The following is a 22,782-nucleotide window of genomic DNA, read 5'->3' on the forward strand; positions in this document are numbered from 1 at the left end:
CCGTCGCAGAGGACCGCCCATGAAGCTCGGCACCGCCTCAGTCGACGGCCTGGCCAGGGTCGTTGCCGCTGGGAGCGACGGCAAGGCGCGGCTGTTCGAGACAGTGTGCCGGGCCGCGGGCGTCGAGGCCCCGCCAACGTCGCTTCTGGAGTTGATCGAGAACGGCCCTCGCGGCGATGAGCTGGCAGCGCTCCAGCCGGCAATCGACTCGGTCGCGCGACTGGACGGCCCGCTCGACTGGCTGCCCCCGGTCTCACGACCGTCCAAGATCCTCGGCGTGGCGTTCAACAACGTCGAACTCATGCGCAAAGCACACGTCGACCCCGGTGTCCCCAACTTCTTCCTCAAGGCACCATCGGCCATGCAGGGACACGGCAAGCCCATCGAGATCGACCCGGCGTGGGGCGCGGTGATCCCCGAGCCCGAGATATGCGCGGTGATAGGCAGCCGCGCCCGCGACATCTCCGAGGAGTGCGCGCTCGACTACGTGTTCGGCTTCGCGATCCACAACGACGTCACCTCGCACGGTCTGAAGTTCGGACTGGACAGCGTGGCCATCTCCTACGAACCGGACCTGGCCCGTGCCGAGTTCTACCGCTGGCGCAACCTGCACGGCCCCGACGACCGTGACGCGTACTACGTGTACCACGCCCGCTCCAAGGGGACCGACACGTTCGGACCGATCGGTCCGTGGGTGACGACCGCAGATCAAATCCTGGATCCCAACGATGTCACGATCACCGCCGATCTCGACGGTGAGGTGTTCACCGTCGATCACACGTCGAACTATCGCTTCAGCGTGCAGGCCTGCATCGCCGAAGCCAGCCGCTACTTCACGCTCGAACCGGGCGACATCATCTCCTTCGGCACGACGGGCAAAGGCCAGGGTCGGTTCCCACGCGGTCACAAGAGCGTCCTGATGGGGGAGGTGGTCGGCACCATCGGGATCGCCATCGATGGCTTGGGTCGGCTGGAGAACCCGATTGACCACATCGACACGGGCGTCGACATCGCTTCCGGCAGATCGTGAACGAACGGCCTCCGATCTTCGACGAAACCTCGATGACTGCTGCCCAGCAGCGGGCGCTCGACGCTATTGCCGCCGGCCCCAGGGGTGTCGTCGAGGGCCCGCTACGGGTCTGGCTCACCAAACCGGGCCTGGCCCAGACCGCCCAAGCCCTAGGCCAGCACTGCCGGTTCGACTCCAACCTCGGGCCGTACCTGTCCGCGCTGGCCATGGTGTTGGTCGGGGTCCATTGGCAGGCCGACTTCGAGTGGCACGTCCACGCGTCCGCCGCGTGGGCCGCAGGGCCCGACCGGACGGTACCGAGCACGATCTGGAGCTGAGGAACATGGTGAACCCTGCACGCGTCGAGCGATCCCACCGGCAAGCCATCGAGATCAACGGGTACGCGCACCAGAACCCGATCCCGATGGGCGCCAGGGTGGGACCGCTGATCATGTCGGGGAGCATCGCCGGATTCGATGCCGGCACTGACGCCGTCCCCGCTGACCTGGGTGCTCAGGTGCGCAACATCTTCGCGCACATGGCAGAGCTGCTTGCCAACGCAGGCAGCGGCTGGCCCGACGTGGTCAAGATCAACTTCGCCGCCAATCGGGCCGAGGCCAAGGAGTTCATCAACGATTCCTGGCTGGCGGCATTCCCGGATCCCGACGATCGCCCGGCCCGCCACACACGCGTCGCCCCCGATGACTCCCCGCCACGCGTCACCGCCGACGTCGTGGCCTACCTCGCGGATTGATCACAGATCGTCGACCAGGGCCGCCGCCGCAGAGATGACTTCGTCCTGATGCCGTTCGAGGTCGTGGCCTCCGGTCCCGGCGACGATGGGCAGGAACGGATCCTCCGTGCCGGTGCGGATCGCCGACATCTCCTCCAGGACTGCCATGCCGAGAAAGGGCACGTACGGCGCGGAGTAGCCCCCCTCATGCGTCATGACAATCCGTCCGCCACATAGCTCAGCGGCAGCGGTGAGGAGCTCCGCAGTCAGCGCACGGTACGTCTCGCTGTAGGCCAGCTGCCTGCCGAGCGGGTCGAAGATTCCGCCGTCGAATCCGCTCGGGACGACCACGAACTCAGGACCGAACCGGTGCAGGGCCGGGATCACGACCCGGTCGAACACCTCGAGGAAGGCCCCGTGGCCGCTGCCCGGCGGGAGCGGGACATTGAGGTTGTAGCCGTTGCCGGCGCCCTCACCACGGTCGGTGATATACCCCGAATTCGGCGGGAAGCACAGGTTCTGATGGACCGACAGGGTCAGGACGTCGGGGTCGCTGTAGAACACGGCCTGTTGCCCGTTGCCGTGGTGCACGTCCCAGTCGACCATCGCGACCCGCCCCACGCCGCGGCGCCGTCGGAGGTGGCGGACAGCGATGGAGGCATTGTTGAAGATGCAGAAGCCCATCCCTGTGTCGGGCAGCGAATGGTGGCCTGGAGGTCGGTTGAGGACGTAGGCGTTGTCGACCGTGCCGTCAAGCACCGCGTCGACAGCAGCGAGAGCACCACCGGCCGACAGGAGGGCCGTTTCGTAGCTGCCGTGCCCGAATGGCGTGAAGCCTCCGGCGTTGCCGCCGCTGTCACGGGACATCTCCGCGATCGAGTCGATGTAGGGACGCCTGTGCACGAGCGCGACGTCTTCGACCGTCGCTCGACGAGGCTCGATGAGCGTCAACTCGTCCAGCAGGCCGCTGCGGCGCAACAGGTTCAGCAGACGCCGCTTGGTCTCAGGATTCTCAGGGTGCTGGAAGGGCTGCAGCGCTGCGGTGTCGGCGGGGAGCACCCAACCGCTCCCGGTGTCATGCCAGAAGTACTCTTCGGCCGACACGAATCCGGTGGTCATGGCTGGCTCCGTTTCAGAGGTCTCGCTCTTGTGAGCGCGTGGATGCGCGGGCGTGGTTTCATTGCGCCACGATCTCCGTGATGTCGATCATGCACGTCAGCACCAGATCGTCGATCGGTGGATCAGGGACGATGGTGAACTCGACCGTGGTCTGGCCCGGAACATGCAGGCTGGTAGAGCCGGTGCCCAACTCCTCGGATCCGAGGCCCGAGAAGACGACGCCCAGGGTGACTGCGACATCCGTGGTTGTCATGCTCAACACCTCGCCGGACCATCCCTCCTCACTGCAGATCCCCAGGTTGTCCAAGGCGAGCAGTTCCCGGAGCTCGCCGGGGTCGACAGTGTCGATGGCTACCACGGGGCCGGTCTCACCGGGGAGCCCGAGGCAGCCAGGGAGCAGGAGGCAGCCGGCTGCGATGAGAACCGCGGCCTCTCGTGGGCACAGGGAGCGCCATGTCACGGGCGCTCGCCTCGCACCGCCGGCCGCGCATCAGCGGTGATCGCGCCCGTGATCAGGCCCACCAGCCGTTCCACGGTGGTCTCGGGCGAGACCGGTTCATCCGCCGCGACGTTTCCCTGACGCAACACGACCACTCGGTCGCACACCTGTTGGACTTGAGCCATGTCATGCGTGACCAGCACCACCGCGGCGCCGTTGTCGGCTAGACGTCGAACCAGGCTCAGCACCTGCTCGGACTGCTCCACGCCCAGAGCGGCAGTGGGCTCATCCAACAGGACCACGGCACTCGCCCACAGGCTTGCTCGCGCCACTGCGATCGACTGGCGCTGGCCGCCCGAATACGAGGCAATAGGAGCGGACAGGTCGGCCACTGTGACGCTCAGCCTCGCGAGTTCCAGGCGCGTCCGATCCATCTGCTCGGTCCGGTCGATCCAACCCACGGCTTGACCGACAACGCCGCCCGTCACCAGCTCGCGACCAAGGAAGAGGTTCTGGGAAGCGTCGAAGAGGCTCACCACCCCGAGGGTCTGCTGGACTGCCTCGATGCCGAGCTCGCGGGCCTCCATCGGTGATCGGGGATCGACATCGGCACCTCCGATCGCCATGGATCCCTCGTCGGGGCGGTGGACGCCCGTCAGCACCTTGACCAGGGTGCTCTTGCCGGCACCGTTGTCTCCCAGGAGCGCTACCACCTCACCGGGGTGCACATCGAAACTGACGTCGTCGAGAGCGGTGATGGCCCCGAAGCGCTTGCTGATGCGTCGCACCGAGATCGACGGCGGCCGCTCCGCCGCGTCGTTGTGCGGTTCGATCGGTGCGACATCGGGTGGGGTGCGCGACGGTGATGGTTCCGGGCGATCCGAGTCGAGAGCGACGCTTCGCCGGCGACGGGCAGCCTTGACGATCGCCACTTGGAATGCGGCCGATGCAACCAGGACTGCGCCTTCGACGACCCTCGTCCAGTTCGGGTCCACCCGGTATTGGATGAGCCCGTTGCCCAGCGTGGTCAAGAATACGACGCCGACCAGCACGTTGGCTGCTGAGCCGAACCCGCCCGAGAACGCGACACCGCCGAGCAGAACGGCGGTCAACACCTCGAGTTCGAGGTTCACTCCGGTTGCCGCGGGCGCGCTGTCGAGCCTCGACAGCTGGATGAGACCACCGATCCCGGCAGCGACGGCGGTGAGGGTGTAGAGGCTGGTCCGGGAGCGGACGACATCGATCCCGGCGAACACCGCAGCGTCCTCGTCGATCCCGCCTGCATGGGCGTGGCGCCCCCAGCGCGTCCGGTACCACAGCACCAGCAATGCCGTGCTCCAGACCGCCGCCACGAGAACAGGGGTCGGGATGTCCAGCACGACCCAATGGGAACGGCCGAGGTAAGAGAACCCGCGACCGAACGAGCGGCGCACGTTCCCTGCATTGAGCACGAAGGTCAGGCCGCGTAGCAAGAAGAGCATGCCGATCGTCACGACCACCGGTGACAGGCGGAGCCTTGCGCACAGGACCCCGTTGAAGGCGCCGATTCCGACGCAGACGCCGATCACTGCCAGACACGCAATGAGCGGGTGCCACCCGTAGTCGGACATGAACCGCCCACCGAGGATGACCGCGATGCCGAGCGTGCTCCCGACCGAGAAGTCGACTCCGCCCGCCTGCAGCAGCATGCCCAGCGGGACTGCGATGATTGCCGACACCGCGCTGGTCAGCAAAATCGTCCTGATGTTTGTGCCGGTGAGGAAGTTGTCTCGGGTGGCGCTCAAGAAGATGCACATGAGCGCGAAGGCGATGGCGAGGCCGTACCGAACAGCGATCGTCTGGATCGGGACCGACACCGCAAATGGCAACGTGGCTGATCGTGTACCCGAGTCGTCAGTCGTCACAACTCACCCATCATCGCCTCCGGCGAAGGACCGCTCCATCGGTCAGGTGACCGATGCGCACCCACTGGGGCGGGCCGACACTGAGGGGAACCACGACGAGGAGTGTCTCGAGTGAGAGCGACGAAGATGGCGAAGATGTTGGGACTGCTGCTGGCGGTGCTGTTGATGGCAGCAGCCTGCGGCGACGATGATGCCGCTGACGGCGCCGACGGCAGAGCGGACCAAGCGACGAGCAGCGATGGCGATGCCGAGGCTGATGCGGAGGAGCCAGCCACCAGCGGCGATGACGGCGCCGACGCGGACGAACCTGAGCCGGAGGCGGCCGGGGGCGTCATCGGTTTCGCGTACGGACTCGACGATGCCCCGATCTATCAAAATGTGCTCACGCCTGCCAAGGCCGAGGCCGAGCGTCTGGGGTTCGAGATCGTCGAGGGTGCCGCGGCGAGCAATTGCGAGGCGCAACAAGCCGACATCGACAACATGATCGCGAGCGGCGTCGACGCCGTGGTCATCCTGAACCTGTGCCCCGGCGGCTATGACGCGCAGATCCAGGGCGCCCAGAGCGCTGGGGTCGCCGTGGTCACGTACTTGTGGGACCACCCCGACGCCGACGGGCGCATCCTGTTGGCAGACGAGGTCCCGGGTGAGCTGCTCGCAGACGCCGTGATCGACTGGTACGACACCGAGTTCACGGGAGCGCCCGATGAGTTCTCCTGGATCGTCCACGGGTGTTCGTTCGCTCCGCCGAACATCCAGCTGCGCACCGAGATCCCGAAGGAACGGGTCACCGAGCACACCGGCGTGGCCCCCATCGAGATCGACTGCGCCATGGCACCGCAGCCCGCGCTCGACGCGACACTCGAAGCCCTCCAGGCCGAGCCCGGCATCGACGTGGTGCTCGGCCTCATCGACGGCTCGGCGCTCGGCTCCTATGCAGCGTTCGAGCAGGCCGAGGGTTTCGATCGGTCGAACGTCTTCATCGCCGGAGTCGACGGAGAACTTCCCGCTATCGAGCTCATCGCAGCCGGCGGCGGCACCGACGGGATGTACACACTGTCTGCGGCGCTCGATCTCGAAGCGGTCGGCTTCGCGGTCGTACGCGTGGCGCAGGCGGCAATCACCGGCGACACCGCGAACGCGCTCTTCCAGACCAGGCACGTGCCGATCTCATCCGACAACGTCGAGGAGGCAGCCGCCTGGTTCGACCGAGTGTTCGGTGCCTATATCAACTAGGCGGACGCCCGTGCCCCGCCGGTGTCAGGCAGATGCCGCGGCCATACGTGGCCGACTCGCGCGACCATCCCTGCCGCCGATGCGGTGATCTGGGACTCCATAATCATCGCTCCCTCCGCACCCAGGTGTTTCAGGCCAGGGAACCTGTAGCTGCTTCTACCGTCGGCACCAGAGCCTCGTCGGTGAGCAGCTGCTCGGCTGCGGCGAGTTCGGGCGACAGCCAGCGGTCGGGTCCCGCGCCGGGCACCTTGGTTCGCAGCACGCTGAGCGCTGCAACAGTCCCCGCTGCGGGCTGCAACGGCGCCCGCAGTTCGATGCCGCGGGCAGCCGTGACCCATTCGATGGCCAGGATGCGGCGCAGGTTGGCGACCGCCCGGCGCACCTTGCGGGTCGCGCCCCAGCCCATGGACACGTGGTCCTCCTGCATGGCGGAGGTGGGCAGCGAGTCGACCGCAGCCGGCGAGGCCAGGCGCCGGTTCTCGGCGCACAGGGCGGCCGCGGTGTACTGGCCGATCATCAGCCCGCTGTCCACGCCTGGGTCGTGGGCCAGGAAGGGGGGCAAACCGTGGGACCGCTTGGGGTCGAGCAGCCGGTCGATGCGTCGCTCCGAGATGGCGCCGACCTCAGCCGCGGCGATGGCGAGGTAGTCGGCTGCCAGCGCGATCGGCGCTCCGTGGAAGTTGCCGCACGACTCGACGCGGCCGTCGGGCATCACCATCGGATTGTCGATGGCCGAGGCCAGTTCCCGACCGGTCACCTCTGCTGCGAAGTCGAGCGTGTCGCGGGCCGCGCCGTGAACCTGGGGCGTGCACCTGATGGAGTAGGCGTCCTGCACTCGGTCGTCGCCGAATCGGTGGCTGGCCACGATGGGCGAGCCCTCCAATACAGCGCGGAGGTTGGCCGCGCTGGCTTGCTGGCCGGGGTGGGGCCGCAGCGCCAACAGGTCGGCTGCGAAGGCCCGATCGGTGGCCAGCAAAGCCTCGACGCTGCAGGCAGCCACGATGTCGGCGACCCTCAGCAGGCCAGCGAGATCGTGGACGGCCAGGCAGAGCATTCCCAGGATCCCGTCGGTGCCGTTGGTGAGGGCCAAGCCCTCCTTCTCAGCGAGGACGAGGGCCTCGATGCCTGCCGCCGAGAGGGCCTCGGCTCCGCTCGTCGTGCCCCCGTCGTCGGCGAAGACTTCGCCTTCGCCGATGAGTACGAGCGCAGCGTGGGCGAGCGGCGCGAGGTCGCCGCTGGCGCCCAATGAGCCGTGTTCGGGCACCACGGGAACGACGTCCGCGTTGATCAGGCGTACCAGCGATTCCGCAACCTGCGGCCTCGAGCCGGACGCTCCGAAGGCGAGCGTGCGGGCCCGCAGGAACATCATGGCTCTGACCACCTCGGGCTCGACCGCCGGACCCATCCCGGCGGCATGGGAGCGGATCAAGGACTGCTGCAGTGCAGCCCGTCGGCTGGCGGGAATGGTGGTGTTGGCCAAAGCACCGAAGCCGGTGGAGATCCCGTAGGCCGGCTCGCCTTCGACCAGGGCCTCCACGATGGCGCGGGCCGCGGCCATGCGGGACCGGGCAGCGCCGCTGAGGCGAACCTGTTCGCGGTGGCGGGCAACCGCGACGACATCGGAGACGGTGACGCCTGGTCCGTCGAGTTCCACCGTCATGCCAGAGGCTGAGCCCCGGGCCCGAGCGGCCCGTGAGCGGAGCGAGCGAGAGCGGGAAGCACAGGGCGAAGCCGTGGCCCGAGCGGCCCGTGAGCGGAGCGAACTAGAGCGGGAAACGACAGGCGACGCGTCGGGAGGTTCATCTGTCCGCGCTTCCTACCCGAGACGCCTCGACCGACGAGAGCGCGCCCGATGTGGCGACGGCCGCTTCGATCACGGCGTCGGCGGCGGTCTGCAGGCGGGTGCCGACGAGCCGCTCCGCCGGACCCAGCACCGACAGAGCCGCTACCGGGCCCTCCGAGCCGTGGACCGGCGCGCAGACCGCGGTGACGTCGGACTCGATGGCGCCGGTATTGAAGAGGGGAGCGGGTCGGGTGCCGCGCGCGAGCGGAGCGGCGAGCAGTGCCGCGCCCACCGCGGTGCCGTCGATGGGAACCGACCGGCCCACCCAGCCGACGTGACGGATAGCCCTACGGCTCTCGACCGTGGCGATATAGACGGCAGCGTCGCCGTCGCGCACTGCCAGGTATGCGGACTCCTCGGTGGCCTCGACCAGTCGTTCGAGCTCCGGCTGGGCTGCCGAGGTGAGCCGGGCGTAGGGGCCGGACTGCAACGACGCCAAGGCGGTGCGCACGAACGCAGGGCCCACGGCATAGGAACCGGATCTGTCCTTGACGAGGTAGCCGCGGTCGGTCAGAACCCTTAGATGTCGCAGAGCCGTGCTGGCTGGCATGTCCGTCCGGGCGGCTGCCGCAGTCAGGCTGAGCTCGCCGTTGGTAACCACGGCGTCCAGCAGCGACAGCACCCGCTCCGCCGAGCGTGATCTGTGCAGCGGGGCAGCAGTAATTTCAGTACCTGAGATCTCTTGCTGCATATTGACATCATAGGCCGACGTTCGGTAACGTGTGCACACCACACAGCAGCCAGCGCGAGGTCCTTTATGGCAGGCAGCACACAGCACAGCGCCAGCGCCCCTCCAGGTGGAGTGAGAGCTCCCACCGGGACTGCGCTGACCTGCCGGAGCTGGCCCCAGGAAGCCGCTTTCCGGATGCTGCAGAACAATCTCGATCCCGACGTCGCCGAGCGCCCCGACGATCTCGTCGTGTACGGGGGCACCGGGCGAGCCGCGCGGTCGTGGCCGGCCTTCCACGCCATGATCGCGACGCTGACCGATCTCGCCGACGACGAGACCATGCTGGTGCAGTCGGGCAAGCCGGTAGGAGTGGTCCGCACCCACGAATGGGCGCCGAGGGTGCTGATCGCCAACTCCAACCTTGTCCCGGAGTGGGGCAACTGGGACGAGTTCCGCCGGCTGGAGCAGCTCGGCCTGACCATGTTCGGCCAGATGACGGCCGGGTCGTGGATCTACATCGGCACCCAGGGGATCCTGCAGGGCACCTACGAGTGCTTCATGGCCATCGCCCGCAAACGCTTCGGGGGGTCGCTGGCAGGGACCCTCACCGTCACCGCCGGGCTGGGCGGGATGGGCGGTGCTCAGCCGCTGGCCATCACCATGAACGATGGGGTTGCCCTGTGCATCGAGGTCGACCCCGAACGGGTCGCTCGCCGGGTGGAGACCCGCTATCTCGACGTGGTCGCCGACGACTACGCCGATGCGCTGCGCCGCTGCTCCGAGGCCGTCAGGGCCCGCCGCCCGCTGTCAGTGGGACTGGTCGGCAACGCGGCCGACGTGATGCCGCGCCTTCTGGCTGACGGCGTCGCTGCCGACATCGTCACCGACCAGACCTCCGCGCACGACCCGCTGGCATATGTTCCCAACGACCTGTCGCCCGAGGCGTCGGACGAGCTCCGGCGCAACCAGCCCGACGAGTTCGTGCGCCGATCCCGGGCGGCCATGGCCACCCACGTGGAGGCCATGGTGGGTTTCCTCGACGCCGGCGTCGAGGTGTTCGACTATGGCAACAGCCTGCGGGCCGAGGCCGCGCTCGGCGGCTGCGAGCGGGCCTTCGACTATCCGGGCTTCCTTCCCGCCTACATCCGGCCCCTGTTCTGTGAGGGCAAGGGACCGTTCCGCTGGGTTGCGCTGTCGGGCGACCCGGCCGACATCGCCGCCACCGACCGGGCTGTGCTTGAGGAATTCCCTGATGACGAGGGCCTCAAGCGATGGATCACCCTGGCTAGTGAGCGGGTCGCGTTCCAGGGCCTGCCGGCCCGGATCTGCTGGCTCGGCTACGGGGAGCGCCACCGGCTGGGGCTGCGGTTCAACGAGATGGTCCGGTCCGGCGAGCTGGCCGCGCCGATCGTCATCGGACGCGACCATCTCGACTCGGGCTCGGTGGCCTCTCCTTACCGCGAGACCGAGGACATGGCAGACGGCAGCGACGCCATCGCCGACTGGCCCCTGCTCAACGCGCTCGTCAACACGTCGTCGGGAGCGTCGTGGGTGAGCATCCACCACGGCGGCGGGGTGGGCATCGGCCGGTCGATCCATGCCGGCCAGGTGAGCGTGGCCGACGGGACCGACCTGGCCGCTCAGAAACTGGAGAGGGTGCTGCTCAACGATCCGGGCACCGGCGTGATGCGCCATGCCGACGCCGGTTACGACCGGGCTTGGGAAGTGGCCGCCGAGCGCGGCGTTCACATTCCGGTCGCTCCGGCGGCCGCGCAGTAAGCCCCGGGCGGTGAAGGCAGGGACATGACCGTCCGCGACATTCTCTCCATCGGTCATCCGGCGCTGCGGAGGGCGGCTGCGGTCGTCCCGCAGTCGGAGATCGCCAGCGAGCGAACCCAGGGCATCGTCGACGACCTCATCGACACGATGCGCCACGCCAACGGAGCAGGCCTGGCCGCCAACCAGATCGGCGAAACGGCCCGGATCGTCGTCATCGAAGTGAACGAGAACCCCCGCTACCCCTACAAGCCGCCCATTGAGTTGACCGTCGCCATCAACCCGGAGCTCGAGGTGCTGGACGACGAAACCGTGGTCATCAACGAGGGCTGCCTCTCGGTGCCGTTGCGAGGCGACGTGGTCCGCTCGGTCAATCTCCGGGTCCGCTACTTCGACCGTGAAGGTACCGAACACTGCTCCCAAGCACGGGGCCTGACCGCGGGAACCTGGCAGCACGAGTGCGACCACCTCGACGGTGTCCTGATCACCGACCGGGCCGACCCTTCCACCCTGTGCACCTGGGATGAGTTTGAACGGCACTACCGCGACGCGTTCATCGAGCGCATCTCCCAGTTCAACGAGCGGGTCGGGGAATGACCGCTCAGTACTGGTGCGAGCTGGCCTGGCTCGGTGGGTCCGGGGCCGCAGAGGGCGTGGTGATCACCATCGACGGGGACCGCATCACCGAGGTCCGTGCCGGTGTGCCGGCCTGCCCCCCCGAAGCCGTGCCACTGGCGGGCTTGACCCTGCCGGCGCTGGCCAACGCGCACAGTCACGCCTTCCACCGAGCCCTGCGGGGCCGAACCCACGCAGGGCGCGGCAACTTCTGGATGTGGCGCGACCTGATGTACCGGGTGGCGGCCCGGCTCGACCCCGACTGCTACTACCGGCTGGCCCGAGCGGTGTTCGCGGAGATGGCTCTGGCCGGCATCGGCATCGTCGGCGAGTTCCACTATGTCCATCACCGACCCGGCGGGGGCAACTATGACGACCCTGACGCCATGGGCGCAGCCGTGGTGGCCGCGGCCCGCGACGCCGGCATCCGCCTGACCCTGCTCGACACGCTGTATCTCCATGGCGGGCTCGACCCCTCGCTGGACGGCGGCTACGAGCCGCTGCGGCCGTCCCAGACCCGGTTCAGCGACGGCAGCGCCGACCGGTGGGCCGATCGGGTCGAGGGCCTGGCCTCGACGGTGTCGGGACCGATGGTGAGGGTTGGCGCGGCGGTGCACTCGGTGAGGGCTGTCGATCCGCCGTCCATCAAGGTGGCCGCGGACTGGGCCAAAGAGCGCGGCGCCCCGCTGCACTTCCACGCCTCCGAGCAGCTGGCGGAGAACCGGCAGTGCCTCGGCGTCCACGGCCTGACTCCCATAGACGTGATCGCTCAGGCCGAAGGTTTGGGCCCGGGCACGACCCTGGTGCACGCCACCCATGCCGACGGGCGAGACCAGGCGATGATCGGCGCGGCCGGCGCGTACTGCTGCCTGTGCCCGTCGACCGAGCGGGATCTGGCCGACGGCACTGGACCTAGCGTCGGCTTGGCCCAATCAGGGGCCGGACTGTGCCTGGGCTCGGACTCCCACGCCACCGTCGACATCCTCTCCGAGGCCCGCACGGTCGAGCTCGACCAGAGGGCGGCCACCGGTGACCGCGGCGTGTTCGATGTAGACGCCCTGGCCTCGATGGCCACCTCCGGCGGCTACCGGTCCGTTGGTTGGCCGGAGGGAGGCACGCTGGAGTCGGGCGCGCTGGCCGACTTCGCGACGGTGGGGCTCGACTCTGTGCGGATGGCCGGAGCCGACGCCGCTACCGCGCTGGCCGCGACGATCTTCGCGGCCACCAGTGCCGATGTGCACCACCTGGTAGTGGGCGGCAGGACCGTCGTGCGTGACGGACAGCACACGACTATCGACGTCGCGGCCGATCTGGCTTCGGCCATCACGGAGGTCACCGCGCCATGACCCTGGTCATCGACAACATCTCCGAGCTGATCACCAACGATCCCGAGCTGGGCGATGGTCCGCTGGGCGTGGTGACCGATGCGTCGGTGGTCATCGACGGCGACACGGTGTTGGCGGTGGGCCCGTCCGGCGCTGTCGCCGATGAACGCCTCGACGTCAGCGGCCGGTGCGTGCTGCCCGGATTCGTCGACTCTCACACCCACTTGGTGTTTGCGGGCGACCGGGCTGAGGAGTTCACCCGGCGGATGGCGGGCGAGCCCTACGACGGGGGTGGGATCCGGGTCACTACTGACGCCACGCGCAACGCTGGTCGGGACGCTTTGGCGGCCTCGCTTGGCCAGCGGCTGGTCGAAGTGCACCGGGCCGGCACCACCACGGTGGAGATCAAGACCGGTTACGGGCTGTCGGTGCGCTCCGAGGCCGAGTTGGCGTCCCTGGCCGCCGAGGCCAGCCCCGAAGCCACGTTCTTGGGCGCCCACCTGCTGCCCAGCGAGTACCAGGGGCGGGCCGACGAGTACGTCGATCTGGTGTGCGGGCCGATGCTGGACGCGGTCCGGGACCGCGTCCGCTGGATCGACGCGTTCTGCGAGACCGGCGCGTTCAACGCCGAACAGTCCCGGGCCGTACTCGAGGCGGGGCGGACCGCCGGACTGGGCCTGCGTCTCCACGCCAACCAGCTCGGCCACGGGCCGGGCGTACAGCTCGGCGTCGAGATGGGCTGCTCGTCGGTGGACCACTGCACCTACCTCTCCGACGATGACATCGAGGCCCTGGCCGCCAGCGACACCGTCGCCACGTTCCTGCCGGCCACCGACTTCTCCACCCGCCAGCCCTATCCGGACGCCCGGCGGGCCATCGACGCCGGGGTCAAGGTGGCGATGGCTTCGAACTGCAACCCGGGCTCGAGCTACACCACATCGGTGTCGTTCTGCATCGCCATGGCCGTGCGCGACATGGGCATGACGATCGACGAGGCCATCGCCGCGGTGACGGTCGGAGGGGCAACGGCGTTGGGTCGGACCGACGTCGGTCGGCTCACCGCCGGCGGTCCGGCCCACATAACCGTTCTCGACGCGCCAAGCCGCCACCACCTCGCCTACCGGCCCGGTGTCCCATTGATCTGGCGGACCTTGGGGGCCGACTACCGGCTCCCAACCGCCGACGACCAGAATTGATCCCCAATTGCAAGAGGAAGAGACATGACCAATAACGTTCCCAACCCCACTGTGCCTAACCCCACTGGGCACAACCAGTGGTATCCGTTCGCCAACCGGCCCCTACCGCCAGAGGTGGACGGGCAAGCAGTCAACCCGGCCGTCATCCCGGTGTTCGACGCCGTGACCTTGCCGCGCCATGCTCGGTTTGTGGTGGTCGGCGCGGGCGTGCACGGGCTGTCGAGCGCCTACCACCTGGCCATGTACCTCGAGCGCACCGGCAAGGGCTCGGGCAGTGAGGTCGTGCTGATCGACAAGCAGGGCCCGGGCGCTGGCGCTACCGGGCTGGCCTGCGGCTGCATTCGCAACATGTACATGACCGAGCCTCTGCACGCCATCTTGCGAGCCAGCGTGGAGGTGTGGGAGTCCGACCCCGTGAACCTCGGCTTCCAGCAGGTCGGCTACGTGTCAGTGGGCGAGTCGAACCAGACCGAGGACTACCTCAAGCTCCAGGCGTCGCAGAAGGCCAGTGGATACCCCTCCGACGTCCACACCGGTGCGGAGGCCCGCGCCTTCCTCACCAACCTGTGGCCCGACTTCAAGACCGAGAACTGCGACGTGGTGCTTCACGAGCACCGCTCCGGGTACGCCGGCACCCACATGGCAGTGTGGGGCCTGGACCAGAAGTGCCGACAGTGGGGCGTGCAGCGGGTGTACGGCGCCACCGTGACCGGCTACCAACTCGACGCCTCAGGCTCGGTCACCGCGGTGGACACCGACCAGGGGTCGATCACTTGCGAGCAGGTCGTGGTGGGCACGGGGGCGTGGACGCCGCAGCACTGGGAGTGGCTAGGCGGCCCTTCGCACCTCGACGTGCTGTACCCCGACGGCCATGTCGACACCCAGATGGACATGTGGACCTACTGGCGACTGCTGGAGGGCGAGGTCCTGCTGCCCCCCGGCGTCGATTTCCGCACCGCACAGCACAAAGACTCGCCGGTGTTGCACGTCGAGCTCATGAACACGCCGGTGTATTCCGACGACGGCAGGTTCCTCAAGGACCACTTCTACTCCTACGTGCGTTATGCCGCGGAGCGGGTGGGCGCGCCTGGCCTACAGGGCGGGACGATCCCAATCAAGATTGGGCCGAGGGCGGCAGTGGAGCCCTACGGCCACCTGAACGACGAACACCAGGCCGAGGAATGGTTCGCCGACTACTACTGCGCGACGTTGGGCATGCTGTTCAAGCGCCTGGAGAACTTGCGGCCGCTGTTCAAGGAGCGTCGTAATGGCGGCATCGGCGCATTCACCCCCGACAACGTGCCGGTGTTCGACTACGTGGCCGACAACGCCTGGGTGATCGCCGACTCCAACCACGGGTTCAAGATGATCGGGGTGGGCAAGCTGACCGCCCAGATGATGGTGCACGGCGACAAGCCCGAAGAGCTCAAGCCGTTCACACTTGACCGCTACCGCACCGGCGCCACCTTCGGCGACCGCAACTCCAATTGCCCCTGGGTATAGGGCGCCGCCGGCCTCGCGCCGTTCGAGCAATCCGCCGGTGACGCTGGCGTTGCTCAGCGGACGAGACGTCGCAGCGACTTCAGCCAGTCGTCTGACGAGGTCCAGGCTTCCTCGGTGACTCGCTCACGGCCCGACGAGTTGCCGTTCGCCGTGGGGAACGAACCGAGGAACTTGACGTCGCGCTGCTTCATCTTGAGCGCGCGCAGGCAGTCCGCAACCACTTCGTCGGAGATGTGACCCTCGAAGTCGAGCATGAAGCAGTACTCGCCGAGGCCCCGTCGCGTCGGGCGCGATTCCAACCGGCTCAGGTCGAGGCGGCGGGCCTCGAACTCCATGAGAATCCCCAGCAGGCTGCCGGGCTCATTGTGATTCTGGAACACCACGATGCTGGTCTTGTCGTTCCCGCTGGCCGGCGGAACCTGGTTCTTCGCCAGCAGCAGGAAGCGGGTCTGGTTGTCTCGGTGGTCCTCGATCGATTCCACGACCGTTTCGAGCCCGTAGATCTGGGCCGCGGTCGGACTGGCGATTGCTGCCACGCCGACCAACTGTTCTTCAGCGATGCGACGTGCCGCGAGGGCGGTCGAGGTGGCCGCTTCGATCTCGGCATTGGGGAGTCGGCCGTGCAGGAACGCTCGACACTGGGCGATGGCTACGGGGAACGACAGCACCGTGTGAATCGCCGAGAGGTCATCGGCGGTGGCCGTGCCGGGCAGTGTCATCAGGTCCAGTTGCACGTTCACCACGACCTCGCGCTGGATGAGGAAGTCGAAGTCGAACGCGAGCGCATCCTGGGTGACGTTGACGGCGCCTTCGATGGCGTTCTCGACTGGTACGAACCCATAGTCGACTGCACCGTCGTCGAGTGCCGAGAGCACCTCGGGCACCGACACCAACGGGGTGAGATCACACTGCCAGAGGTCGGGCTGGGTCGCGAGGGCAGCTTCGGTGAAAGTGCCGTGCGGGCCCATGTAGCCGATCCGCGTCGAGGGCGGCAGGGTCGAGGCGCCCTGTGAAGAGTCGGCTGTAGCCATCGAGGCAGGATACGCATCGCGCCGAGAGCAACGGACCCCTCGCCGCGGCAGGTAGAACGGCAGCCAATGGACGCACAACAGCTTGCCGATCTGCTGACCGAAGTGCGTGACGGAACGCTGCCGCCCGACGAAGCGTTGGCGCGCCTGCGCCGCCTGCCCTATGCCGAGGTCGCCGGGGCGCGCATCGATCATCACCGTTCATTGCGGACCGGCCATCCCGAGGCGGTCTACGGACCGGGCAAGTCGCCCAGCCAGTGCGCCCGGATCGTGGCCGAGATGCTGAACGGCGGCTCCGGACCGGTGCTCCTGACTCGTGCGCAACAGCAGCAGACCGATGCAGCGCTCGCTGCGTGCCCGGACGGGACAGCGCACTGGCCTGCTGATCGAGGGCCTGACCCCGAGAGCGAGGTCGCTGACAGCGCAGCGCTGGCGACGGTGGTTTGGCGTGCGTCGGGGCCTCGCATCGAGCGCGTGGTGGTTGCCTCCGCTGGGACTGCAGACGGTCCGGTGGTGGCCGAGGCGGCGGCGGTCCTGAGTGCCTTCGGCATCAGCGCCGAACTGGTGAGTGACATCGGCTTGGCAGGAATGCACCGGTTCCTCGAGGAGATAGACACCCTTGCCGCGGCTGACGCAGTCATCGTGGTGGCAGGCATGGAGGGAGCGCTGGCCACAGCGGTTGCGGGAGTGACATCCTCACCGGTCATCGCCGTGCCGACCAGTGCCGGCTACGGCGCCGCCCTCGAAGGCGTCACGGCGCTCCTGGCGATGCATGCTTCGTGTGCTGCGGGCATCACCGTGGTGGGCATCGACAATGGCTTCGGCGCCGCCATGGCTGCGATGCGCATCTTGGATCTGGCCGCCCGCCCGCCCGCTGGATCCGAGTAATGCACGACACACCGTCGGTCAGCCCGACGAATGCCGAGCCGCGTGAGCCGGCAAGCGTCGAGGTCATCCCTGCCGACAGCACTGGATCACCCGCCACGGGGGGCACGGTGGCTTGGTTCGATCCGGTCTCGGGCATCGCGGGCGACATGGCGCTCGGTGCCTTGCTCGATGCGGGCGCTGATCTTGGGTACGTGGTCGCCCAACTCGAGACGCTGGGCCTCGATGGCTGGAAGCTGGGCACCGAACGAGTCCGGAGGAACGAGCTGGCAGCGACGCGGGCAATCGTTGATGCCCCCGAGGGGCATCACCACCGCCGCTGGCGCGACATCCGAGAGCTGCTGACCGCAGCACCTCTTGTTGAGCGCGTCCAGCGGCGGGCACTGGCGGTGTTCGGGGCACTGGCCGAAGCCGAAGGCCAGGTGCACGGCATGGCGGCCGAAGAGGTGCACTTCCACGAAGTTGGGGCCCTCGACGCCATCGTGGACATCGTCGGCGTGTGCGCGGCCCTCGAATCGCTCGCGGTGGACTCAGTGTGCTGTGGCCCCATCGCAGTGGGGAAGGGCACGATCAACGCCGCCCACGGAGTGCTGCCGAATCCGCCGCCCGCCGTGGTGAACCTGCTGGCTGGCCATCCGATAGTGGGCGTCGACATCGACATGGAGCTCACGACACCGACCGGCGCCGCGATCGTTGCCGCCTTGGCTGAGCATTTCGGGCCGGCACCAGCCATGACGCTCCTCAGTGCCGGCTTTGGGGCAGGTACCCGCGAGCTGCCCGGGCGTCCGAACGTCACCGGCGTGCTCGTCGGCACAGCGCACAGCGCGCCGGCCGCTCAGCAATCCCGGCAGCTGGACGCTGCAATGGCCGAGATGGCCGGCGCCGACAGCACCGAAGAGCTCGTCGAGCTAGCTGCCAACCTCGACGACGTCTCGGGCGAGGTGCTGGGCCACGCACTGGCCGAACTGTTGGCCGCTGGTGCGCTTGACGCCTGGGCCTTCCCGATCGTGATGAAGAAAGGCCGCCCGGCACACACCCTGATGGCGCTGTGCCGAGCCGAAGACGTGACCCGCCTGGCCGATCTCACCACCCGGCTCACCGGCACGCTGGGACTGCGCGCCCGCACCCTGGTGCGCACGGCGCTTGAGCGCCACACATCGACCGTCGACGTCGACGGGCATGCCGTCGCGATCAAGCACGGTCCCTACCGCAGCAAGCCGGAGTGGTCTGACGTGGTTGCCGCTGCCGAGGCGCTCGGCCGCACGCCGGCCGACGTCGCACGAGCCGCCGGGCTGCTGGCCACCGCTGATCCGCCCGACCGTGATGACCCCTCAGACTGAGGGAAACCTCTTGAAGCCCTGCAGATACCGTCTCCTAGACTGTCTGGGCGCCATCGGGCCAACCGGCCCGGACCCGGCAGACATCAGCGCTTGTAGCTCAATTGGATAGAGCATCTGACTACGGATCAGAAGGTTGGGGGTTCGAGTCCCTCCAAGCGCGCTGAGGGGCATGGCAGCTAGCCCGCGGCATGCTGACCGGCGGAGCATGACGATGCAGCGCAGAATCGCAATTGTCGGCGGCGGCATGTCGGGGCTGGGGGCCGCGTGGGCCTTGCACCACCACCCGGACCGATTCGATTTCCGGCTGTTCGAAGCCAACGAACAGATCGGCGGCAACGCAGTCACGGCCGATATGCCGCAGTCCGACGGCAGCTCGGTCCCGTTCGACATCTCCGTCACCGCGTGCATCCCGTCGGTGTACGACCACGTCGTGCTGTTGATGGAGCGTTTCGGCATCGATCTCGTGGACACCGAGTTCAACTACAGCGTGAGATACCGCGGTGGCATCTACGCCCACGACTTCGACTCCGACATCAGGGATCAGCTGCAACCCGAGATAGCGAAGTTCCAGCGCCTGCTGAAGCGCCTGCATTCATTCGGTCGCCTGACCCGCGCGAGGTCCAAGTTCGCGAACGCGCTCAACCCGTTCAACTACATCAGCATGCGGACTGTGCTGAACATGGGCGGGTTTTCCGCCGACTTCAGGTACAAGATCCTCAAGCCGATGTTCGTCAACTTCCTGATGGCGACGAACGTGTTCGATATGCCGGCGGCGCTCTTCGCGCGCTATCTCGAGTTCTTCGACATCGAGACGGCAACGCCCATGCAGACCTGGGACCAGGGAACGCGGCGCATCTACGAGAACCTGTCGGCTGATTTCGGCGACAAGATCTACCTGAATCGGCCGGTGCGCAAGGTGTACCGGCAGCCGTCCGGCGTCGAGGTCGAGGACGAGGCCGGTGCCCGCGAGACCTTCGACGAGGTGATCTTCGCTTGCAATGCGAACCAGACGCTGATGATGCTGGACAAGCCCACGATGCTGGAGCGCTACCTGTTGTCATCGATTCGCTACGAGAGCGAGCTCCACAACCATGTGGTGGTGCATTCAGACTCGGCAGTGCTGCCCGACGACGAGGTAGAAGTGCTGCGTACACGCAGCAACCACGTCGTCCAGTACGGCGCCAGACCGGACAACTACGAGATCACCTACATCATGCATAACCAGCAGCCGTGGGCCCAGGAATCCGAGCGGCCCTGCTTGGTGACGTACAACCCGATCACCCCCATCGATGCCGAGAAGATCGTCAAGCGCTGGTGGTTCCAGCACATCGTGCACGACGTTCGCCATGTGACACTGCTCGTCCCGCTGTTCCGTTTCATCCAGGGCAAGCGGCGGAGCTGGTATTGCGGTGCCCACACGCTGGTCAACAGCCAGGAGACCTGCTTCGTAACCGGGCTCGCCGCTGCAACTCAGATCGGTGCGGACTACCCGTTCGATGAGCCCACCGCACGGCAGGCGTTCAACTACTACGGCGGCATCATTCACGGCACCCGCTTCCGCAAGGCCAAGGCCAAGGCCGAGGCCTAACGGGCCGAACACCTTCCCGCTGGCCGCGAATCCGGCCTGAATTGCTTGCGCGGAGCGTCTCCCAGATATAGCGTGCGATTGGTGATCGTCACGTCAACGGTATTTTGTGGTTGGAGATGAGCACCGAGACCGCGCACGTCGACCGGTTCGTACTCAATGGCCTGCCGCCGGCTGAACAGTGGCCCGAGATCACCTTGTCCGAGCCGCTCTTCTTGTACCCGAGCCGACTGAATGCTGCAGCAGTCCTGCTCGACGGCGCGATCGCCCAGGGGTGGGGCCAACGGCCCTGCATGGGACTCGGCGACGACATGTGGACCTACGCCGACGTGTACCACTGCGCCAACCGGATCGCCGCAGTGCTCGTGGAGGACTACGAGATCGTGCCGGGGAATCGGGTCCTGCTTCGAGGGGCCAACGCTCCCTGGATGGTGGCTGCCTGGTTCGCCGTGCTGAAGGCCGGTGCCGTCGCGGTCACGACGATGCCGCTGCTGCGCGTCCAGGAGCTTGCGCAGGTGTGCGCTAAGTGCGATCCGTCGGTCAGCTTGTGCGCGCAGGGTCTGGAAGCAGAGCTGCAGGAGGTGACCGATGGCCCGATCGCCATCTGGGGGCCGGCAGGCGATCTGGCGGCGGCGGCTGCAACCAAGTCGGCGGAGTTCACTGCGATAGACACCGCGGCGACGGACCCCGCGCTGCTGGCGTGCACCTCGGGCACCACCGGCGTCCCCAAGGTGGCCGCGCATTTCCACCGGGACCTGTTGGTGATCGCAGACGCATTCGCGCCGCTGCTGAAAGCACGACCCGACGATGTCTTCGTCGGCAGCCCGCCGCTCGCATTCACCTTCGGGCTGGGTGGAGAAGTCGTCTTCCCGATGCGAATAGGAGCGTGCACCTGGTTCTGCGAGGAAACAGGCCCCGCAGCCTTGGCGAATCTGATCGCCGAGCGGCGAGCCATCGTGTGCTTCAGCTCCCCGACTGCGTACCGGGCGATGCTGGCGCTGGAGCCTCGCCCGGACCTGTCGTCTCTTCGGCGGGCCGTCTCGGCCGGTGAGTGGCTCCCGCGGGCGACGTTCGAACAGGTCCAAGCGGAGCTTGGCCTGCGGCTGATCGATGGAATCGGCTCGACCGAACTGCTGCACATCTTCATCTCGGCATCTGACGACGACATCCGGCCGGGTGCCACGGGCAAGCCGCTGCCCGGGTGGGAGGCAGCGATCTTCGACAACGACGGCAATCCGGTGCCGCCCGGCGAGCCCGGGAGGCTCGCGGTCAAGGGACCGATCGGCTGCCGGTACCTCAATGACGCGCGCCAATCCACCTATGTGCAGAACGGCTGGAACTTCACCGGCGACGTCTACACCTGCGATGCCGACGGCTACTTCTGGTACCAAGCCCGCGCCGACGACATGATCGTCAGCTCGGGCTACAACATCGCCGCCCCAGAGGTGGAGGAAGCGTTGCTGAGCCACGGGGCTGTCGCCGAAGCGGGCGTGATCGGCACGCCCGACACGGAACGGGGCATGGTCGTGCACGCATTCGTCCATCTGTGCGACCCCTCGGCAGCGACGGAGGCACTCGCGGGCGAACTGCAGGACCACACCAAGGCCGCCATCGCCCCCTACAAGTACCCTCGCCGGATCACCTTCTGCGCTGAGCCACTGCCCAAGACGCCGACAGGAAAGCTCCAGCGGCGGGCGCTGGCCAAGCTGACAGAGCTGACAGAGCTAGCTGAGCTGGCCGGCGCCTAGCGTCCAGGTTCGAAGACGATGTCGCCAAGAGACCGGATCCTCGACACCTACGGGCTGTTCGCTCGGGAGTACGGGGGCCCGATAGCGGTCGCCGGGCTCATTGCGTTGATGCGTGAGCTCGGGATCGACGCGCAGGCCGTGCGGTCCGCCGCGTCTCGCATGAAGCGTTCAGGCCTGCTGGTGCCTGAGCGAGTGGATGGCAAGGCTGGCTATGCGTTGAGCGCGGATGGGCGCGAGATCCTCGAAGCAGGCGATCTGCGCATCTTCGGCAGCGGAGCCAGACGCAACGACGCCTCGTGGCTGCTGGTGCTGTTCTCGATTCCTGAGTCCGAACGCCGCAAGCGGTACCTGATCCGGTCGAGGCTCGCCCGTCTCGGGTTCGCACCGGGCCCCGCTGCGTCGTGGATCGCCCCCGCTTCGCTACTGGAAGAGGCTCGCACGATGCTCAAGCGGAGCGAGCTGGATGACTACGTGTCGTTCTTCGAAGGCGAATTCCGAGCCGACGCGAACAGCGAGCACATGGCGGCATCGGCGTGGGATCTCGACCTCATCAACAAGCTGTACGGGGAGTATCTGAGCGCTCAGCGACCCATCTCGGAGTCGTGGGTCGCATCACCTGGGGGGGACCGCGACGCGTTCGTGGCTCACATGAACAACATCAGCGCCTGGCGGCCGCTGCCGTACGCCGACCCCGGGCTGCCTCGCTCGGTCACACCCCCGGACTGGCTCGCGGAACAAGCGCGTGAGGTGTTCATGCGGCTCCATCGGCAGCTTCGGCCCGGCGCGCACCGCTTCTACCTGGAAACCCTCGACGCAGCTGCACGCCGCTAG

The 22,782-nt window shown here is 67.5% G+C and carries 21 protein-coding genes and 1 tRNA gene; 16 read left to right on the forward strand and 6 right to left on the reverse strand.

Features of this window, described 5'->3' with window-relative positions:
• Positions 1–19 precede the first annotated feature (19 nt).
• From ACOQPH_RS15705 to ACOQPH_RS15715, 3 genes are read left to right on the forward strand one after another with little or no spacing between them, the layout of a single operon-like run.
• Positions 20–1,030, forward strand: coding sequence for a fumarylacetoacetate hydrolase family protein (locus ACOQPH_RS15705; protein WP_420622266.1), 1,011 nt, complete (start codon positions 20–22; stop codon positions 1,028–1,030).
• On the forward strand, positions 1,027–1,347 hold the full coding sequence (locus tag ACOQPH_RS15710; RefSeq protein WP_420622267.1) for a hypothetical protein: 321 nt from the start codon (positions 1,027–1,029) through the stop codon (positions 1,345–1,347). The genes ACOQPH_RS15705 and ACOQPH_RS15710 overlap by 4 nt, the downstream gene beginning before the upstream one ends.
• Positions 1,348–1,352: 5 nt before the next feature.
• Complete coding sequence (locus ACOQPH_RS15715; protein WP_420622268.1) at positions 1,353–1,763, forward strand: RidA family protein; 411 nt, start codon at positions 1,353–1,355, stop codon at positions 1,761–1,763.
• On the opposite strand, the gene ACOQPH_RS15720 is transcribed toward ACOQPH_RS15715, so the two are convergent.
• From ACOQPH_RS15720 to ACOQPH_RS15730, 3 genes are read right to left on the reverse strand one after another with little or no spacing between them, the layout of a single operon-like run.
• Positions 1,764–2,861, reverse strand: coding sequence for a class II histone deacetylase (locus ACOQPH_RS15720; protein ID WP_420622269.1), 1,098 nt, complete (start codon positions 2,859–2,861; stop codon positions 1,764–1,766).
• A gap of 58 nt (positions 2,862–2,919) precedes the next feature.
• Positions 2,920–3,321, reverse strand: a complete 402-nt coding sequence (locus ACOQPH_RS15725; protein WP_420622270.1) for a hypothetical protein — start codon at positions 3,319–3,321, stop codon at positions 2,920–2,922.
• Positions 3,318–5,096: an ABC transporter permease subunit gene (locus tag ACOQPH_RS15730; protein ID WP_420622271.1), complete on the reverse strand. Its 1,779-nt coding sequence runs from the start codon at positions 5,094–5,096 to the stop codon at positions 3,318–3,320. The genes ACOQPH_RS15725 and ACOQPH_RS15730 overlap by 4 nt, the downstream gene beginning before the upstream one ends.
• Here ACOQPH_RS15730 and ACOQPH_RS15735 point away from each other — a divergent pair.
• Both ACOQPH_RS15735 and ACOQPH_RS15740 read left to right on the forward strand, forming a co-directional pair.
• Positions 5,095–5,319: a hypothetical protein gene (locus ACOQPH_RS15735; RefSeq protein ID WP_420622272.1), complete on the forward strand. Its 225-nt coding sequence runs from the start codon at positions 5,095–5,097 to the stop codon at positions 5,317–5,319. The two genes, ACOQPH_RS15730 and ACOQPH_RS15735, sit on opposite strands and share 2 nt — an antisense overlap.
• On the forward strand, positions 5,316–6,437 hold the full coding sequence (locus tag ACOQPH_RS15740) for a sugar ABC transporter substrate-binding protein (protein ID WP_420622273.1): 1,122 nt from the start codon (positions 5,316–5,318) through the stop codon (positions 6,435–6,437). Before ACOQPH_RS15735 ends, ACOQPH_RS15740 begins: the two co-directional genes overlap by 4 nt.
• 130 nt (positions 6,438–6,567) lie before the next feature.
• Here the strand turns inward: ACOQPH_RS15740 and hutH are convergent, their stop codons facing one another.
• Both hutH and ACOQPH_RS15750 read right to left on the reverse strand, forming a co-directional pair.
• Positions 6,568–8,097, reverse strand: coding sequence for a histidine ammonia-lyase (gene hutH / locus ACOQPH_RS15745; RefSeq protein WP_420622274.1), 1,530 nt, complete (start codon positions 8,095–8,097; stop codon positions 6,568–6,570).
• Positions 8,098–8,236: 139 nt separating this feature from the next.
• A complete protein-coding gene (locus ACOQPH_RS15750; protein WP_420622275.1) occupies positions 8,237–8,971 on the reverse strand; it encodes an IclR family transcriptional regulator in 735 nt (244 codons plus the stop codon).
• 66 nt (positions 8,972–9,037) lie between these two features.
• Here ACOQPH_RS15750 and hutU point away from each other — a divergent pair, with 66 nt between their 5' ends.
• The 5 genes from hutU to ACOQPH_RS15775 are packed head-to-tail and all read left to right on the forward strand — an operon-like array spanning position 9,038 to position 15,365.
• Positions 9,038–10,729: a urocanate hydratase gene (hutU, locus tag ACOQPH_RS15755; RefSeq protein ID WP_420622276.1), complete on the forward strand. Its 1,692-nt coding sequence runs from the start codon at positions 9,038–9,040 to the stop codon at positions 10,727–10,729.
• Between the two features lie 24 nt (positions 10,730–10,753).
• Entirely contained in the window at positions 10,754–11,323 is a 570-nt protein-coding gene (def, locus tag ACOQPH_RS15760) for a peptide deformylase (protein ID WP_420622277.1), read from the forward strand.
• Positions 11,320–12,687: a formimidoylglutamate deiminase gene (locus ACOQPH_RS15765; RefSeq protein ID WP_420622278.1), complete on the forward strand. Its 1,368-nt coding sequence runs from the start codon at positions 11,320–11,322 to the stop codon at positions 12,685–12,687. Before def ends, ACOQPH_RS15765 begins: the two co-directional genes overlap by 4 nt.
• Positions 12,684–13,862 carry an imidazolonepropionase gene (gene hutI / locus ACOQPH_RS15770; protein ID WP_420622279.1) on the forward strand — a complete coding sequence of 393 codons (1,179 nt, stop codon included), beginning with the start codon at positions 12,684–12,686 and terminating at the stop codon, positions 13,860–13,862. Before ACOQPH_RS15765 ends, hutI begins: the two co-directional genes overlap by 4 nt.
• 24 nt (positions 13,863–13,886) lie before the next feature.
• A complete protein-coding gene (locus tag ACOQPH_RS15775; RefSeq protein ID WP_420622280.1) occupies positions 13,887–15,365 on the forward strand; it encodes an NAD(P)/FAD-dependent oxidoreductase in 1,479 nt (492 codons plus the stop codon).
• A gap of 53 nt (positions 15,366–15,418) precedes the next feature.
• On the opposite strand, the gene pheA is transcribed toward ACOQPH_RS15775, so the two are convergent.
• Positions 15,419–16,396 carry a prephenate dehydratase gene (gene pheA / locus ACOQPH_RS15780; RefSeq protein ID WP_420622281.1) on the reverse strand — a complete coding sequence of 326 codons (978 nt, stop codon included), beginning with the start codon at positions 16,394–16,396 and terminating at the stop codon, positions 15,419–15,421.
• Positions 16,397–16,462: 66 nt separating this feature from the next.
• Between pheA and larB the strand changes: the two genes are divergently transcribed.
• From larB to ACOQPH_RS15810, 6 genes are all read left to right on the forward strand, one after another.
• Positions 16,463–17,281 carry a nickel pincer cofactor biosynthesis protein LarB gene (gene larB, locus ACOQPH_RS15785; RefSeq protein ID WP_420622282.1) on the forward strand — a complete coding sequence of 273 codons (819 nt, stop codon included), beginning with the start codon at positions 16,463–16,465 and terminating at the stop codon, positions 17,279–17,281.
• Positions 17,281–18,618 (forward strand): nickel pincer cofactor biosynthesis protein LarC, encoded by a 1,338-nt coding sequence (larC, locus tag ACOQPH_RS15790; RefSeq protein ID WP_420622283.1) that lies wholly within the window; start codon positions 17,281–17,283, stop codon positions 18,616–18,618. The genes larB and larC overlap by 1 nt, the downstream gene beginning before the upstream one ends.
• A gap of 86 nt (positions 18,619–18,704) precedes the next feature.
• Positions 18,705–18,778: transfer RNA gene (locus tag ACOQPH_RS15795), tRNA-Arg, on the forward strand.
• 51 nt (positions 18,779–18,829) lie between these two features.
• Positions 18,830–20,206, forward strand: a complete 1,377-nt coding sequence (locus tag ACOQPH_RS15800; protein ID WP_420622284.1) for an FAD-dependent oxidoreductase — start codon at positions 18,830–18,832, stop codon at positions 20,204–20,206.
• 116 nt (positions 20,207–20,322) lie between these two features.
• On the forward strand, positions 20,323–21,951 hold the full coding sequence (locus ACOQPH_RS15805; protein WP_420622285.1) for an AMP-binding protein: 1,629 nt from the start codon (positions 20,323–20,325) through the stop codon (positions 21,949–21,951).
• An 18-nt stretch (positions 21,952–21,969) separates the two neighbouring features.
• Positions 21,970–22,782: a PaaX family transcriptional regulator C-terminal domain-containing protein gene (locus tag ACOQPH_RS15810; RefSeq protein WP_420622286.1), complete on the forward strand. Its 813-nt coding sequence runs from the start codon at positions 21,970–21,972 to the stop codon at positions 22,780–22,782.

Origin of the sequence: Candidatus Poriferisodalis sp., assembly GCF_965221945.1 — a bacterium.
GTDB lineage: Bacteria > Actinomycetota > Acidimicrobiia > Acidimicrobiales > Poriferisodalaceae > Poriferisodalis.